Below are 15225 nucleotides of genomic sequence, written 5' to 3' on the forward strand. Positions count from 1 at the left end.
CCGGCTGGACGCGACGGCGCGGCTGCGCCATCACATGTCCATGACACGAGACATGCGCGCCCAGACTCCCTTTTCCGAACCGCCCGAGACCGGTACCGCGATCGAGGTCGCGCCCGGCGTCCTGTGGATGCAGCTGCCACTGCCTTGGGCGCTCAATCACGTGAACGCCTACGCGCTCGACGACGGCGATGGCTGGAGCGTGATCGACACCGGCCTCGACACCACGAAGATCCGTACGGTCTGGGAGGCGCTGCTGTCCGGCCCGCTGGGGGGGCGGCCGCTGCGCCGCGTCGTGGTCACGCATCACCATCCTGACCATGTCGGTCTGGCGGGATGGCTCGCGACCAAGGGGGCCGAACTCGTGATGCCGCGCACGGGCTACCTGCTGTCGCGGATGCTGCGCGCCGAGGAGCAGAGCCTGCCGCCACGCGAGGTGGTGGCGTTCTGGAGGCGCGCGGGCATGGATCCCGAGCTTCTGTCGCAGCGCCGTACCGAGCGGCCCTTCAACTTCACCGATTGGGTGGCGCCGCTGCCGCTCTCCTACACGCGCATCCGCGAAGGCGATGCGATCCACATGGGTGGGCGCGACTGGACCATCCGCATGGGCGAGGGCCACGCACCGGAACACGCGACCTTCTGGAGCGAGAGCGACGATCTGGTGATCGGCGGCGATCAGCTCCTGCCGGGCATCAGCCCGAATCTTGGCGTGCAGCCGACCGAGCCCGAGAACGACCCGGTGACCGACTGGATCGCCTCCTGCGAGCGGCTGGCCCGCGTCGCTCGGCCCGATCAGCTGGTGCTGCCGGGTCACAAGAAGCCCTATCGCGGTCTGCCCGAACGGCTGGCTCAGATGGCACAGGGCCATCGCGACGCGCTCGACCGGCTCGAGGCGCATCTCGCCGTGCCGCGATCGGGCGGCGATTGTTTCGCACCGCTGTTCCGTCGCGCCGTGACGCGCGACAGCTATGGTCTCGCACTCGCCGAGGCGTTGGGCCATCTCAACGCGCTGGTCGCGCAGGGACGGGCGACGCGGCGGATGGGCGATGACGGTGCTTGGCGTTGGAGTGCGGCGTGATCGAGGTCTTCGAAGAGAGCTTTCCGCTCGCGCGCGCCTTCACGATCAGCCGTGGTAGCCGCAGCGCGGCACAGGTGCTGAGCGTGCGGATTTGCCGAGATGGCCATGAAGGCAGGGGTGAATGCGTGCCATATGCGCGCTACGGCGAAAGCCTCGCCAGCGTGCGCGCGCAGGTGGAGGGGCTTCCCACGGGGATCGACCGGGCCGCATTGCAGGAGGCGCTGCCGCCCGGCGCCGCGCGCAACGCGGTCGACTGCGCCCTCTGGGACCTTGAGGCCAAGCAGACAGGGGTGCCGGTCTGGAAGCTGGCCGGCCTGACGCCGCCCGCGCCGCTCGTCACCGCCTACACCCTGTCGCTCGAGGCGCCGGGGGCGATGGAGCGCCGGGCGCGCGAGGAGGCGCATCGGCCGATCCTCAAGATCAAGCTCGGCACGCCGGACGACATGCCCCGGCTCGAAGCGGTGCGGCGCGGCGCGCCGCAATCCACGATCATCGTCGATGCCAATGAGGGCTGGAGCGCGGCGATCTATGCCGATCTCGCGCCGCACCTGCTGCGCCTCGGCGTGGCCTTGGTGGAACAGCCCCTGCCAGCAGGCGAGGACGACGCCCTTGCGGGCATCGACCGGCCCGTGCCGATCTGCGCCGACGAGAGCTGTCACGACCGCGCATCGCTACCCGGGCTGACGGGCAAGTACGACATGGCCAACATCAAGCTCGACAAGACCGGCGGTCTGACCGAGGCGTTGGCCCTGCGCGACGCGGCGCGGGCCGCGGGCTACGGGGTGATGGTTGGCTGCATGGTCGGATCTTCGCTCGCCATGGCGCCGGCGCATCTGGTGGCGCAGGGGGCGGAGTTGGTCGATCTGGACGGGCCGCTGCTCCTGGCGCGCGACCGGGAGCCGCCGATGCGCCATGACGCGGCGGGGCTGCACCCGGCCGATCCGGCGCTCTGGGGCTGACCCTCTGGCGCAGCGCCTCACCTTGCGGCAGAAGGGGCATGAGAGCCAACAGGAGAGCGCCATGACCCGCACCGTCTATGTCAACGGGGAGTACCTGCCCGAGCACGAGGCGAAGGTTTCCATCTTTGATCGCGGTTTCCTGATGGCCGATGGGGTCTACGAGGTCACTTCGGTGCTCGGTGGCAAGCTGATCGACTTCGAGGGCCACGCGACGCGGCTCGCGCGCTCGCTCTCCGAACTGCAGATCCGAAAGCCGATGGAGGATGAGGCGCTCCTTGAGATCCACCGCGAGCTGGTTGCGCGCAACGGCATCGACGAGGGCATGATCTATCTCCAGATCACGCGTGGCGCGCCGAATGACCGGGATTTCGTGTTTCCGCCCGAGGAGACCGAACCGACCGTGGTGCTGTTCACCCAGTCCAAGCCCGGACTGGCCGAGAGCCCGGTGGCCAAGACCGGCATCAAGGTGATCTCGATCCCCGACATTCGTTGGGGCCGCCGGGACATCAAGACGGTGCAGTTGCTCTACCCCTCGATGGGCAAGATGATGGCCAAGGCGGCAGGCGCCGATGACGCCTGGATGGTCGAGGACGACCACGTCACCGAGGGCACCTCGAACAACGCCTATATCGTCAAGGGAAACACCATCATCACTCGCCAGCTGAGCCACGAGATACTGCATGGCATCACCCGCGCCGCCGTGCTGCGCTTTGCGCGCGAGGCGCAGATGAAGGTCGAGGAGCGCGCCTTCTCGATCGAGGAGGCCAAGCAGGCCGACGAGGCGTTCATCACCTCGGCCTCGACCTTCGTGATGCCGGTGGTTGAGATCGACGGGGCGGCGGTAGGGCAGGGCACGCCCGGCCCGGTGGCGGCAAGACTGCGCGATATCTATATCGAGGAAAGCCGCAAGGCCGGAATCTGAGCCGGGAGCCCTGACATGGACCATCCCCTGATCGACCACATCAGCCGGGTGATCGCCAAGGCCGAGCGCGAAGGCGCTTTCGACGACCTGCCGGGGGCCGGCAAGCCGATCCACGACCTGCATGCGCCCGGCGACGCCGTGCTCGATCGTTTGATGCGGGAATCGGGCGCCAAGCCGCAGGCGGTGACCCTTAAGGCGCAGGTCGCCGAGGCGCGGACGCGCCTTGCGGAAACGACTGGCGAGGCCGAGCGCCGCGACGCGATGCGGGCGCTCGCCGATCTGGAGATGCGGCTCTCGATCGAGATGGAGACGCTGCGGCGCTACGGCTGAGGGATCAGCCTTCGCTCGCCTCGTGTTTCTGCGCCGTGTCGAAGGCGGCGCGGGTCGCCTCGGTGGCCTCGGTCTGATGCTTGTCGCGCCATTCCTCGTAGGGCATGCCGTAATAGGCCTCGCGCGCCTCGTCCTTGGACATCTCGTGACCGCGCGCGGCCGCGGCCTCCTGCATCCAGCGCGACAGGCAATTGCGGCAGAAGCCCGCGAGATTCATCAGGTCGATGTTCTGCACATCGGTGCGCTCCTCCATCAGGTGCTGGCGCAGCCTGCGGAACGCCGCCGCCTCGATCTCGGTGCGGGTCGTCTCGTCGATCTCGTCCATCCGGCTCATCATCGCTCTCCTTACAGTCCCGTTTCGCGAAGTATGTCGGACAGGATCGGTGCCAAGCGGTCGGCCCAGGCGATCTGGCCCGCCTCTTCCTCGATCAGGTCGTTGCGCACCTCGATCAGCACGTTGGGGCGGCCGTGGGACAGCGCGTGCCGGTCGATGGAATCGCCGGGCAGGTGACCCGAATAGGGCTGGTTGTCCCCGACCGTCAGATCGTCCTCGTCGCGCAGCCGCGCGATCAGCGGATGCGCGAGGCGCGAATCGAGATGGCTGTGCAGCACCGCCACCTGCCATGGCCGGGGCGGGCGGCCCCGAAGCTGCGGCGTGTAGCTGTGGATCGCCACGATCACCGGGTGATCGCGCCGCGCCGCGAGGTCGGCATAGGCGGCATGGTAGGGGCGATGCAGCCGCGCCAGTCGCTCCTCGGTCTCCTCGGGCCCCGCATGGCGATTGCCGGGGATGATCGAGCCGTCATAGAGCTTCATCAAGAGCGTCGGGTCGTCCTCGCCCCGGTTGGGGTCGATCACCAGCCGCGAGAATTTCGAAAGGATCGCCGGCGCGTCGAGCCGTTCGGCCAAGGCCTCGGTGAGCCCGGCAGCGCCCACGTCCCAGGCGATGTGGCGCGCCATGTCCGAGGCGGGCAGGCCGAGATCGCCGCCCGAGACCCAGTCGGGCACGTGGTTGCTGGCATGGTCGCAGGTGACGAGCCAGCGGGAGCGGCGCTCTTCGCCGACGGTGCGGTAGGCTTCCGAAGTCATGAAATCTGGTGTTCTCCACGGTCGTTCGCTCGGGTGTCGCACGGGCAGTTGTGACGCGGGCCGTTTTGCGCAATAACGACGCCGAACCGGCTCTGGTAGCGGTAACGGACCTGTCCGCTGCCCGACCGAACACTTATCGCGTCCATGGGGACAGTCGAGAGGATCCTTCTGATGAAGCGTCATCGCAATGTGAAAATCGTGGCCACCCTCGGGCCGGCATCGAGCACCTACGAGGTGATCCGCGCCCTGGTCGAGGCCGGGGCCGACGTGTTCCGCCTGAACATGAGCCACGGTGCGCATGACGAGATCCGCGCCCGCCACGCCATCATCCGCCAGGTCGAACAGGACCTGGACACGCCGATCGGCATCCTCGCCGACCTGCAGGGGCCGAAGCTGCGCGTCGGCACCTTCGCCAACGGCGCCGAGGAACTGGCCGAGGGGGCCGATTTCCGGCTCGACCTCGACGAAGCCGAGGGTGACGCGACCCGCGTGCGGCTGCCGCACAAGGAGATCTTCGACGCGCTGGAGCCCGGTGCCTCGCTCTTGGTCAATGACGGCAAGATACGGCTCAAGGTCAAGGAATGCGGCGCCGACTTCGCCGATTGCGAGGTCGTGGTCGGCGGCACCATCTCCAACCGCAAGGGCGTGAACGTGCCCGACGTGGTGCTGCCGCTGGCGGCGCTGTCGGAAAAGGACCGCAAGGACCTCGAATTCGTCTGCGAGCTGGGCGTCGACTGGCTGGCGCTGAGCTTCGTGCAGCGCGCCGCCGACGTGGAAGAGGCGCGCACCCTGTGCAAGGGTCGCGCCGCGATCCTGTCGAAGATCGAGAAGCCCGCCGCCGTGAAGGCCTTCGACGAGATCCTCGCGGTCTCCGACGGCATCATGGTCGCGCGCGGCGATCTCGGCGTCGAACTCCCCGTCCAGAACGTGCCGCCGATCCAGAAGCGCCTCGTGCGCCGCTGCCGCGCCGCGGCCAAGCCGGTGATCGTCGCGACGCAGATGCTCGAATCGATGATCGAGAGCCCGATGCCGACCCGCGCCGAGGTCTCGGACGTCGCCACCGCGATCTACGAGGGCGCCGATGCGATCATGCTCTCGGCCGAATCGGCGGCCGGCCAGTACCCGATCCAGGCGGTCGCGACGATGGACAACGTTGCCCACGAGGTGGAGACCGACGGCACCTATCGCGAGATCATCGAAAGCTCGCGCAAGGTCGCGCACAACTCGGTCGCCGATGGCATCGTCGCCGCCGCGCGCGAGATCGCCGAGACCACCAACGTCAAGGCGATCTGCTGCTTCTCGCAATCCGGCACCACCGCCTCGCTGGTGGCGCGCGAGCGGCCGCGCGTGCCGATCCTGGCGCTGACCTCGATCCGCAACACCGCGCGGCGGCTGTGCCTGACTTGGGGCACGAACTGCGTCGTCACCGGCGAGGTCGACCGCTTCAAGATGGCCGTGGTCAACGCCGCGCGCTGCGCCCGCGAGCAGGGGCTGGCCACCGAGCGCGACATGATCGTCGTGACCGCGGGCGTGCCTTTCAACACGCCGGGCACCACCAACATCCTGCGCGTCGCGCCCTGCGACGAGCGGCTGATCTTCAGCGCTGATCCCGAATGAGGGCAGGGGGCGACGCGCCCCCTTGCCATGATCCCGCGCGCCGCCTATACGGCGCGCTCACCCCGTTCGTCCGGCCTTCTTGGCATGCCGAGGCGAACGGTCCCACCACCGTTCCGGAAGGGAGATGGAAATGCCCAAGATGAAGACGAAGTCGAGCTGCAAGAAGCGGTTCAAGGTGACGGCCTCGGGCCGGATCAAGGCCGGCCAGGCGGGCAAGCGCCACGGCATGATCAAGCGCACCACGAAGTTCATCCGTGACGCACGTGGCACCACTGTTCTGGCCAAGGCTGATGAGAAGATCATCAAGCCGATGATGCCCTACGCGCGCTAAGGAGACCTTGATATGAGCCGCACCAAAGGTGGTACCGTCACCCATCGTCGCCACAAGAAGATTCTTGACCAGGCGAAAGGCTATTACGACCGTCGTAGCCGGACCTTCAAGGTCGCCAAGCAGGCCGTCGATAAGGCCAACCAGTACGCGACCCGCGACCGCAAGACCCGCAAGCGGAACTTCCGCGCCCTGTGGATCCAGCGGATCAACGCCGGTGTCCGGGCCCATGACGAGCAGATGACCTATTCGCGCTTCATCAACGGCCTTGCCCTCGCCGGCATCGAGGTGGACCGCAAGGTCCTCGCCGATCTCGCGGTGCACGAGCCAGAGGCGTTCAACGCGATCGTCGACAAGGCGCGCGCCGCTCTGGCCTGAGGCCAAGCGATAGACTGAATGGAAGCCGCGCCGCCCCCTTACGGGCCGCGCGGCTTCTTGCGTTTCGGGACCGGCCTGCTAGTCCGGTCCGGCAGAAAAGGGTGACGACATGGACGATCTTCGGGACAGGTATCTGGGGCTGATCGCCGAGGCCGGCGACGAGGCCGGAATCGAGGATCTGCGCGTGCGCGCGCTGGGCAAGAAGGGCGAGATTTCCGGCCTGATGAAGACGCTGGGCGGCATGACCCCCGAGGAGCGTCAGGAGAAGGGGCCGAAGCTCAACGCGCTCAAGGACGAGATCGCCAGCGCGCTGGCCGCGCGCAAGGCGTCGCTCGCCGATGCCGCGCTCGAGAAGCGGCTCGCGGCCGAGTGGCTCGACGTGACGCTGCCTGCGCGGCCCACGCGCACCGGCACGATCCACCCGATCAGCCAGGTGACCGAGGAGATCGTCGCGATCTTCGCCGATATGGGCTTCTCGGCCGCCGAGGGTCCGCAGATCGAGAGCGACTGGTACAATTTCGACGCGCTCAACATCCCCGGTCATCACCCGGCCCGGGCCGAGATGGACACCTTCTACACGCACCGCGCCGAGGGCGATAACCGCCCGCCGCACGTACTCAGGACCCATACCTCGCCGGTGCAGATCCGCTCGATGGAAGAGAACGGCGCGCCCATTCGCATCATCTGCCCGGGCCGCGTCTATCGCGCCGATTACGACCAGACCCACACGCCGATGTTCCATCAGGTCGAGGGCCTCGCCATCGGCACCGACATCACCATGGCGAACCTGAAATGGGTGCTGGAGGAGTTCCTCTCGGCCTTCTTCGGCAAGCCGGTCAAGACCCGCTTCCGGGCCTCGCACTTCCCCTTCACCGAGCCTTCGGCCGAGGTCGACATCCAGTGCTCGTGGCAGGACGGCACCGTGAAGGTGGGCGAGGGCGACGACTGGCTCGAGGTGCTGGGCTCCGGCATGGTGCACCCCAAGGTGCTGAAGAACGCCAGGATCGACCCCGAGAAGTATCAGGGCTTTGCCTTCGGCCTCGGTATCGACCGTCTGGCGATGCTGAAATACGGCATCCCCGACCTGCGCGCCTTTTTTGAATCGGACCTGCGCTGGCTGAAGCATTACGGCTTCGCGGCGCTCGACGTGCCGACGCTCAGGGGGTGAGCATGATCCACTTTCATCACGGCCTGCGCGCCAATCTCGACCAGTAAGAGGCAAAGACAATGAAATTCACCCTCTCCTGGCTCAAGGACCATCTCGACACCACGGCGACCGTGGACGAGATCGCCGAGGCGCTGACCGATCTCGGGCTCGAGGTCGAAGGCATCGAGAACCCCGCCGCCGCGCTCAAGGACTTCGTTCTCGGCCGCGTGGTCTCGGCCGAACGTCATCCCGATGCCGACAAGCTGCAGATCTGCCGGGTCGAGCTGCCCGGCGGCGAGGACCAGATCATCTGCGGCGCCCCGAATGCCCGCCAAGGCATCACCGTCGTCGTCGCGCGGCCCGGCACCTACGTGCCCGGCCCCGACTTCACCATCGGCGTCGGCAAGATCCGCGGCGTCGAGAGCCACGGCATGATGTGCTCCGAGCGCGAGCTGGGGCTGGGCGACGCGCATGAGGGCATCATCGAGCTGCCCTCGGGCGAGGTCGGGCAGAGCTTCGCCGACTGGCTGGCCGAGAACGACCCCTCGAAGGTCGACCCGGTGATCGAGATCGCGATCACGCCGAACCGCGGTGACGCGCTCGGCATCCGCGGCATCGCGCGCGATCTTTCGGCGCGCGGCATCGGCAAGCTGAAGCCGCTCGAGGTCAACGCGGTGCAGGGCGGCTATGACTGCCCGATCGGCGTCGAGATCGCGCCCGACACCCGCGACGGCTGCCCGATCTTCGCGGGCCGTCTCATCCGCGGCGTGAAGAACGGCCCCTCGCCCGATTGGATGCAGGACCGGCTGCGCGCCATCGGCCTGCGACCGATCAGCTTCCTCGTCGACGTGACCAACTACGTCACCTACGACCTGAACCGGCCGCTGCACGTCTTCGATGCCGACAAGGTCGCGGGCAACCTGCGGGTGCATCGCGCCAAGGGGGGCGAAAGCTTCGCCGCGCTCGACGAGAAGAGCTACACGCTCGATCACGGGATGATCGTCATCTCCGACGACAACGGCGTCGAGAGCCTCGCGGGCATCATGGGCGGCATGGATACCAGCGTGACCGAGGAGACCACCAACGTCTTCGTCGAGAGCGCGCTGTGGAATCCGGTGCAGATCGCGCTGACGGGCCGGGCGCTGCGCATCCATTCCGACGCGCGCCAGCGGTTCGAGCGCGGCATCGACACCGATTTCGTGACCACCGGGCTGCAGATCGCGGTGCGGATGATCGTCGATCACGCGGGCGGCGAGGCGTCGAAAATGGCGATCGCGGGCGCGACGCCCGACAACAGCCGCGCCTACCGCTTCGATCCAAAGGCGGTGACGAAGCTCGTCGGCATGGACATCCCCGTGAAGGAGCAGCGCCAGACGCTCGACCGGCTCGGCTTCCGGCTCGACGACGGGATGGCGCATGTGCCGGCCTGGCGCTCGGACATCCAGGGCGAGGCGGATCTCGTGGAGGAGGTCGCGCGCGTGGCCTCGCTGTCGAAGCTCAAGGGCGTGCCGCTGCCGCGCCCCGAGGGCGTGGCCCAGCCGGTGCTGACGCCGATGCAGGCGCGGCTGACGAAGGCGCGGCGCACCACGGCGGCGCTCGGCTACGACGAGTGCGTCACCTACAGCTTCATCGATGCCGAGGCGGCGGCGCTCTTCGGTGGCGGCTCGGATGCGACCCGGCTCGAAAACCCGATCTCGTCCGAGATGAGCCACATGCGCCCCGACCTGCTGCCGGGCCTGTTGCGCGCCGCCGCGCGCAACCAGGCGCGAGGCACCAGCGATCTGGCGCTGTTCGAGGCCGGGCATGTCTTCTGGGGCGGCGAGCCGGGCGAGCAGCGGCTGGCCGTGGCCGGCCTGCTGACCGGGCGCACCGGGCCGAAGGACGTGCATGGCGCGTCGCGACCCGTGGACCTCTTCGACGCCAAGGCCGATGCCGAGGCGGTGCTGGCCGCGATGGGCGCGCCCGCCAAGGTGCAGATCCTGCGCGGCGCCGAGGGCTGGTGGCATCCGGGCCGCCATGGCCGGATCTGCCTCGGGCCCAAGAAGGTGCTCGGCGTGTTCGGCGAACTGCACCCCAAGGTGCTCGCCACGCTCGACGTGAAGGGCCCGGCGGTCGCCTTCGTGCTGTTCCCCGAGGAGGTGCCGCTGCCGCGCCAGAACGGCAATGCGCGCCCGGCCTTCACGCCGCCCGCGTTGCAGCCGGTCGAGCGCGACTTCGCCTTCGTGGTCGATGCGCAGGTCGAGGCGCTGACGCTGGTCAACGCCGCGGCCGGCGCGGACAAGGCGCTGATCTCCGACGTGCGGGTCTTCGACCAGTTCCAGGGCGGTTCTCTGGGCGAGGGGCGCAAGTCGGTGGCCATCACGGTGCGGCTGCAGCCGACCGACAAGACGCTTACCGAGAAGGAGATCGAGGCCGTGGGCGCCAAGATCGTCGAGAAGGTGGCGAAAGCCACCGGGGGCGAGTTGCGCGGCTGAGCGCCGGTGACCGATATGACGGAAAGGGGGGCGGACCGACGGGTCCGCCCCTTTTTTTCGTGGCCTGAGGGCCGCGTCCTGCCCACCTTCGCGCCCCGAAGGATGCGCCGCGCCTCCGCGCTGCGCTAGGTAGGGGCCAAACCCATACAGGAGACCCCGATGATCAAGGAATTCCGCAACTTCATCGCCAAGGGCAACGTGATGGACCTCGCGGTCGGCATCATCATCGGCGCCGCCTTCACCGCCATCGTCCAGAGCCTCGTGCACGACCTGATCAACCCGGTGATCGGCCTGATCCTCGGCGGCATCGATTTCACCTCGATGTATATCGTGCTCTCGGGCGACGTGCCGCCGGGCAGCTCGCTCGAAATTGCGCGCGAGAGCGGTGCCGCCGTCTTCGCCTATGGCGCCTTCCTGACGGCGGTGATCAACTTCCTCATCATCGCCTGGGTGGTGTTCCTGCTGGTCAAGGCGGTGAACCGGATCAAGGACGCCGCCGTCGAAAAGGGCGAGCCGGTGCCCGCCGCGCCGAAAGGTCCGACACAGGAACAGCTGCTGACCGATATCCGCGATCTTCTGAAGACGCGGGGCGTCTGAAGGACGGCGCAGCTCATGTGCGGGGATGCGGGGTTCACGAGGCGATGGTGCGCGATTACGTGGGCGTCATCTCCAATCGAGGACGCCTTTCCATGACCATCCTGCACATCGACAGCTCCATTCTCGGCGAGAACTCGGTCTCGCGCGATCTCACGGCGGCCATCGTGGCCGAGCTCACCGCCAAGGGCGGCGAGACCGTGCTGCGCCGCGACCTCGCCGATCCTGAAACGGAGGCCGCTTTCGACGGCGACCCGGTGGAGCAGCTGCTCTCGGCCGACACGCTGGTGATCGGCGCGCCGATGTACAACTTCGCGATCCCGCACCAGCTCAAGGCCTGGATCGACAGCGTCGCGGTGGCCGGCAAGACCTTTCAGTACACCGCCGAAGGTCCGCAGGGCCTCGCCGGAGGCCGTCGCGCCATCGTGGTCTATGCCTCGGGTGGCGTGCATGACGGCGCGACCGATTTCGTCGAGCCCTATCTGCGGCAGGTTCTGGGCTTCATCGGCATCACCGACGTGACGGTGCTGCGGGTCGAAGGCGTGGCGATCTCGCCCGAGGCGCGCGCCAAGGCGATCAACGACGCCCGCGCCAAGGTGCCGGCGATCGTCGAGGCACGCGCCGCCTGATCCTCCACCATCCGGAAGTAACACGGCCGGCGCGATGCGCCGGCCGTGTTCCGTGAGCGGGGGCCAAATGCCTCAGGCGGCTTTTGCCGCCTGATCCATCCAGTCCTTGTGCCGGCGCTCGTCCGCGAGACCGCGCCGGAACAGGTCCTTGTCGGCGGCCGGCACGGCCGCGTTGTCCACCGCGTGCTGATAGGCGCTGATCGTGTCGATCTCGTTGGTCGCCATGGCCTTTAGGATCGCGCCGTCGCCGCCGACCATGTCGGCAAGCTTGATCTTGCCGGTGGTCAGCAGCTCCTTCATGTCGCCTTCACCCGGCACCTTCGCGCCGACGCGCCCGGCGAGGGCGGTGAGATCGGACAGATGGCGCAGGTGATCCTGCCGGAACTCCTCCACCTTCGCCTTGTGCGCGGCGTTCTCCAGCCGCTCGATCGTGGTCTCGTAGGCGGCGATGGCGTCGTGTTCGAGAAGAATGAAGTTCTCGACCAGCTTGGCCATGTCGCTCGACGTACCGATGGTGGTCACCATGGGTCTTCCTCCGCAATGTGGGGTTGCAGTGAAAAACCGAGTGCCGCACCGGAGGGTTCCGGTGCGGCTTCGCACCTCAGCGGCGAAGCGCCTCCTGCGCCGAGATCGCCTCGCGGCCCAGCCCCTCGCCGACGGCGAGGTTGGTGATCAGGCCCTGATGCACGTTGAGCCCCTCGGCCAGATGCGCATCGTCGAGGCAGGCCTGCTTCCAGCCCTTGTCGGCGATCGCGAGCACGAAGGGCATGGTGGCGTTGCCCAGCGCCAGCGTCGAGGTGCGGGCCACCGCGCCGGGCATGTTGGCGACGCAGTAATGCATGATGCCATCGACCTCGTAGATCGGATCCTCGTGGGTCGTGGCCTTCGAGGTCTCGAAGCAGCCGCCCTGGTCGATCGCCACGTCGACGATGGCGGCGCCAGGCTTCATGGTCGAGAGCTGCTCGCGGGTGACGAGCTTGGGCGCGGCGGCGCCGGGCACCAGCACCGCGCCGATCACCAGATCGGCCTGCGCCACGGCATCGGCGGTGGCGCCGACGCTGGAATAGACGGTGCGGAACTCGCGGCCATAGACGTCGTCGAGATAGCGCATCCGCGGCAGCGACTTGTCGAGCACGGTGACGCGCGCCCCCATGCCGGCGGCGATCTTCGCGGCCTGCGTGCCGACGACGCCGCCACCGATCACCACGACATTGGCCGGGCCAACGCCGGGCACGCCGCCCAGCAGCACGCCGCGCCCGCCATTGGCCTTCTGCAGCGTCCAGGCGCCGACCTGCGGCGCGAGACGTCCCGCCACCTCGGACATCGGCGCCAGCAGCGGCAGGCCACCATTGCGATCAGTCACGGTCTCGTAGGCGATGCAGGTCGCGCCCGAGTTCACCAGATCCTCGGTCTGCGCCGGATCGGGAGCGAGGTGAAGATAGGTGAACAGGATCTGGCCCTCGCGCAGCATGCGGCGCTCGGGGGCCTGCGGCTCCTTCACCTTCACGATCATCTCGGCGGTGGCGAAGACCTCTTCGGCGCTGTCGGCGATGGCCGCACCGGCGGCGCGGTAGTCGTCATCGCTGAAGCCCGAGCCGATGCCGGCGCCGGATTGCATGGTGACCTTGTGACCATTGGCCACCGCCTCGCGCGCGGCGTTGGGGGTAAGGCCGACGCGGAATTCCTGCGGCTTGATTTCGGTGGGGCAGCCGATGTGCATGAGATGTCCTCCTTGTTTCCTCCATGTTGCCACCCCCGACTTGCAATTGCCGACGAGTTCGTGGCCTGATCATGCGATACTATAGAAGATTTTCGCGTATTGACCGCGATACATCGAAGGATCTTGCAGTGAGCGTGATCGACCGCATCGACCGTGCCATCCTCGCCGCCTTGCAGGCTGATGGTCGGCTATCGAACGCGCAGCTGTCCGAGAAGGTGAATCTTTCGCCCTCGGCCTGTCACCGCCGAGTCCGGGCGCTCGAGCAGTCGGGGCTGATCCGGGGCTATGTCGCGCTTCTCGATCCGCGCGGCATGGGGCGGCCGGTCACCGTCTTCGTCGAGATCACGCTTTCGGGGCAGGCCGACGAGTTGCTCGACGCTTTCGAGGCGGCGGTGGCGCGCATCCCCGACGTGCTGGAATGTCACCTGATGGCGGGCACCGCGGATTACTTGCTGAAGGTGGTGGCGCGCGACAGCGAGGATTTCGCGCAGATCCACCGCCGGCATCTGGCACGGCTGCCGGGGGTGCAGACGATGCAGTCGAGCTTCGCGCTCAGGACGGTGCGCCAGACCACGGCGATCCCGACGTGACGACGCCGCCCCGGAAGAGGGGCGGCGTGTCCGGTCGCAGCAGGTCCGAAAAGCCGGGTCAGGCGACCATCTTGGTGCCCCGGATCGGGTAGTCGTTGTCTCGGATGAATTTCAGCCCGCTCAGCAGCCCTTCGAGATCGGGACGCGAGAAGGGCGCGTTCGAGATATCGGCGATATGTACCGTGCCCTTGTCATTAATGACGAAGACGGCCGGTTCGGCGAAGGGGCGATCCGTCTCCTGCGGGGAGCGCGGCTCGGAGACGTAGAGCCCGAGCTCCAGCATCTGCGGCACGCTGAGATCGTAGGCCACGGGAGCCGAGGTGCCGGTCTCGTCGACGAAGGCACGGGCCTTCTCCTCGGGATCGCCCGACACCAGCACGACGTCGATGCCAGCCTTATGGTATTCGGACAGGAGCGGCTCCAGCCCGGAGACGTATTTGTGGCAGATCGGGCAGTGCTTGCCGCGATAGACCACGACCATCTGCCAGTCGCGCCCCTCGAGCGGCCTGCCCAAGGTTATTTCGCCGCCGCCGAGGCGGGGCAGGGTGATCTCGGGAAGAACGGCGTCGGGGGTCGGTTTGCCGGCCATGTTGCCTCCTTGGCGCAATGAAATACGCCCCGACAACGCGAGTTGACCACGAAGGGTCCCGGGTTCACGCGAAGGCGACCGAAGGTGATCGGCCCGGATCAGTGGGCATTGAGTTCCGGTAGGGCGATCTCCACCACCCGCCGGGCAAAACCGGCCATGCCGCCCGGCCCCGAGGCGCGATCCTTGAGGTGAATCGTCAGATCCGGTCGCCGCGACGCGATCACCCCGATCAGGTCGCCCCGGATTCGATCGTCGAGCCCGGCGCCGATCACCACGCAGGCGATGGCGGGCTCGGTATCGAGCTGCCGCTCGACCTCTTCGCGATCATGCGCGCCGAGCCATTCGACCGGCAGATCCTCGAGCGCGCGGGCCACGTTTTCGACCACGCCGGGCAGCCGCCCGACCAGCAAGATGACAGGCTTCATCGCTTCCTCCCTGGCAAGCATCGCCAGTCTACAGCGATTTCGCCGTGGCGGGCGATCCGGGCACGAAAAAACCCCCGGAGCCGTCGCCTCGGGGGTTTCAACGATGGAAAGCTTGCGCTCGGGATCTCAGAGGAGACCTTCGCGCTGGGCCTTCTTGCGGGCGAGTTTGCGCTGACGCCGGATGGCCTCGGCCTTCTCGCGCGCTTTTTTCTCGGAGGGCTTCTCGAAATGCTGCTTGAGCTTCATCTCGCGGAACACACCCTCGCGCTGCAACTTCTTCTTCAGAGCCCGGAGGGCCTGATCGACGTTGTTGTCGCGAACGCTGACCTGCATGTGGTTTTCACCACCTTTCTAAGCTG

Annotated in this window: 19 protein-coding genes; 12 read left to right on the top strand and 7 right to left on the bottom strand. The window is 67.6% G+C overall.

From position 1 onward, the window contains the following. Positions 1-40: 40 nt before the first annotated feature. The 4 genes from ACRAQ3_RS02550 to ACRAQ3_RS02565 all read left to right on the top strand — a co-directional run bounded on the left by ACRAQ3_RS02550 (position 41) and on the right by ACRAQ3_RS02565 (position 3286). Positions 41-1075 carry an MBL fold metallo-hydrolase gene (locus tag ACRAQ3_RS02550; RefSeq protein ID WP_432255559.1) on the top strand — a complete coding sequence of 345 codons (1035 nt, stop codon included), beginning with the start codon at positions 41-43 and terminating at the stop codon, positions 1073-1075. Next, entirely contained in the window at positions 1072-2034 is a 963-nt protein-coding gene (dgcA, locus tag ACRAQ3_RS02555; protein WP_432255560.1) for an N-acetyl-D-Glu racemase DgcA, read from the top strand. Before ACRAQ3_RS02550 ends, dgcA begins: the two co-directional genes overlap by 4 nt. 61 nt (positions 2035-2095) lie before the next feature. After that, on the top strand, positions 2096-2956 hold the full coding sequence (locus tag ACRAQ3_RS02560; protein ID WP_432255561.1) for a D-amino-acid transaminase: 861 nt from the start codon (positions 2096-2098) through the stop codon (positions 2954-2956). Positions 2957-2971: 15 nt separating this feature from the next. Beyond that, entirely contained in the window at positions 2972-3286 is a 315-nt protein-coding gene (locus ACRAQ3_RS02565) for a DnaJ family domain-containing protein (protein ID WP_432255562.1), read from the top strand. Between the two features lie 4 nt (positions 3287-3290). On the opposite strand, the gene ACRAQ3_RS02570 is transcribed toward ACRAQ3_RS02565, so the two are convergent. After that, the gene (locus ACRAQ3_RS02570; protein ID WP_432255563.1) at positions 3291-3623 is read right to left on the bottom strand and encodes a DUF1244 domain-containing protein; all 333 of its coding nucleotides are present in this window, start codon (positions 3621-3623) and stop codon (positions 3291-3293) included. Between the two features lie 8 nt (positions 3624-3631). Next, the gene (locus ACRAQ3_RS02575) at positions 3632-4375 is read right to left on the bottom strand and encodes an N-formylglutamate amidohydrolase (protein WP_269398395.1); all 744 of its coding nucleotides are present in this window, start codon (positions 4373-4375) and stop codon (positions 3632-3634) included. Between the two features lie 171 nt (positions 4376-4546). On the opposite strand from ACRAQ3_RS02575, the gene pyk reads away from it, so the two are divergent. The 7 genes from pyk to ACRAQ3_RS02610 all read left to right on the top strand — a co-directional run bounded on the left by pyk (position 4547) and on the right by ACRAQ3_RS02610 (position 11542). After that, positions 4547-5992 (top strand): pyruvate kinase, encoded by a 1446-nt coding sequence (pyk, locus tag ACRAQ3_RS02580; RefSeq protein ID WP_432255564.1) that lies wholly within the window; start codon positions 4547-4549, stop codon positions 5990-5992. 130 nt (positions 5993-6122) lie between these two features. Beyond that, positions 6123-6323 carry a 50S ribosomal protein L35 gene (gene rpmI, locus ACRAQ3_RS02585; protein WP_085897762.1) on the top strand — a complete coding sequence of 67 codons (201 nt, stop codon included), beginning with the start codon at positions 6123-6125 and terminating at the stop codon, positions 6321-6323. A gap of 12 nt (positions 6324-6335) precedes the next feature. Then, positions 6336-6698, top strand: coding sequence for a 50S ribosomal protein L20 (gene rplT / locus ACRAQ3_RS02590; protein WP_085897761.1), 363 nt, complete (start codon positions 6336-6338; stop codon positions 6696-6698). A gap of 109 nt (positions 6699-6807) precedes the next feature. Then, positions 6808-7866 (top strand): phenylalanine--tRNA ligase subunit alpha, encoded by a 1059-nt coding sequence (gene pheS / locus ACRAQ3_RS02595; protein ID WP_432255565.1) that lies wholly within the window; start codon positions 6808-6810, stop codon positions 7864-7866. Positions 7867-7925: 59 nt separating this feature from the next. Further along, on the top strand, positions 7926-10319 hold the full coding sequence (gene pheT / locus ACRAQ3_RS02600) for a phenylalanine--tRNA ligase subunit beta (protein ID WP_432255566.1): 2394 nt from the start codon (positions 7926-7928) through the stop codon (positions 10317-10319). 159 nt (positions 10320-10478) lie between these two features. Then, complete coding sequence (gene mscL, locus ACRAQ3_RS02605) at positions 10479-10916, top strand: large conductance mechanosensitive channel protein MscL (RefSeq protein ID WP_269398391.1); 438 nt, start codon at positions 10479-10481, stop codon at positions 10914-10916. Between the two features lie 92 nt (positions 10917-11008). Then, a complete protein-coding gene (locus tag ACRAQ3_RS02610) occupies positions 11009-11542 on the top strand; it encodes an FMN-dependent NADH-azoreductase (RefSeq protein ID WP_085897757.1) in 534 nt (177 codons plus the stop codon). A gap of 72 nt (positions 11543-11614) precedes the next feature. Here ACRAQ3_RS02610 and ACRAQ3_RS02615 read toward each other — a convergent pair whose 3' ends face one another. Both ACRAQ3_RS02615 and ald read right to left on the bottom strand, forming a co-directional pair. Then, on the bottom strand, positions 11615-12067 hold the full coding sequence (locus ACRAQ3_RS02615) for a ferritin-like domain-containing protein (protein WP_432255567.1): 453 nt from the start codon (positions 12065-12067) through the stop codon (positions 11615-11617). Between the two features lie 76 nt (positions 12068-12143). After that, positions 12144-13262, bottom strand: a complete 1119-nt coding sequence (gene ald / locus ACRAQ3_RS02620; protein ID WP_085897755.1) for an alanine dehydrogenase — start codon at positions 13260-13262, stop codon at positions 12144-12146. A 128-nt stretch (positions 13263-13390) separates the two neighbouring features. Here ald and ACRAQ3_RS02625 point away from each other — a divergent pair, with 128 nt between their 5' ends. Continuing rightward, positions 13391-13852: an Lrp/AsnC family transcriptional regulator gene (locus ACRAQ3_RS02625; RefSeq protein ID WP_269398388.1), complete on the top strand. Its 462-nt coding sequence runs from the start codon at positions 13391-13393 to the stop codon at positions 13850-13852. A 58-nt stretch (positions 13853-13910) separates the two neighbouring features. Here the strand turns inward: ACRAQ3_RS02625 and ACRAQ3_RS02630 are convergent, their stop codons facing one another. From ACRAQ3_RS02630 to rpsU, 3 genes are all read right to left on the bottom strand, one after another. Then, positions 13911-14441, bottom strand: coding sequence for a peroxiredoxin-like family protein (locus tag ACRAQ3_RS02630; RefSeq protein ID WP_432255568.1), 531 nt, complete (start codon positions 14439-14441; stop codon positions 13911-13913). Between the two features lie 98 nt (positions 14442-14539). Then, the gene (locus tag ACRAQ3_RS02635) at positions 14540-14866 is read right to left on the bottom strand and encodes a hypothetical protein (protein WP_432255569.1); all 327 of its coding nucleotides are present in this window, start codon (positions 14864-14866) and stop codon (positions 14540-14542) included. Between the two features lie 126 nt (positions 14867-14992). Further along, positions 14993-15199, bottom strand: coding sequence for a 30S ribosomal protein S21 (rpsU, locus tag ACRAQ3_RS02640; protein ID WP_007255353.1), 207 nt, complete (start codon positions 15197-15199; stop codon positions 14993-14995). Positions 15200-15225: the final 26 nt, after the last annotated feature.

It is taken from the genome of Limimaricola sp. AA108-03 (assembly GCF_050847355.1).
Classification (GTDB): domain Bacteria; phylum Pseudomonadota; class Alphaproteobacteria; order Rhodobacterales; family Rhodobacteraceae; genus Limimaricola.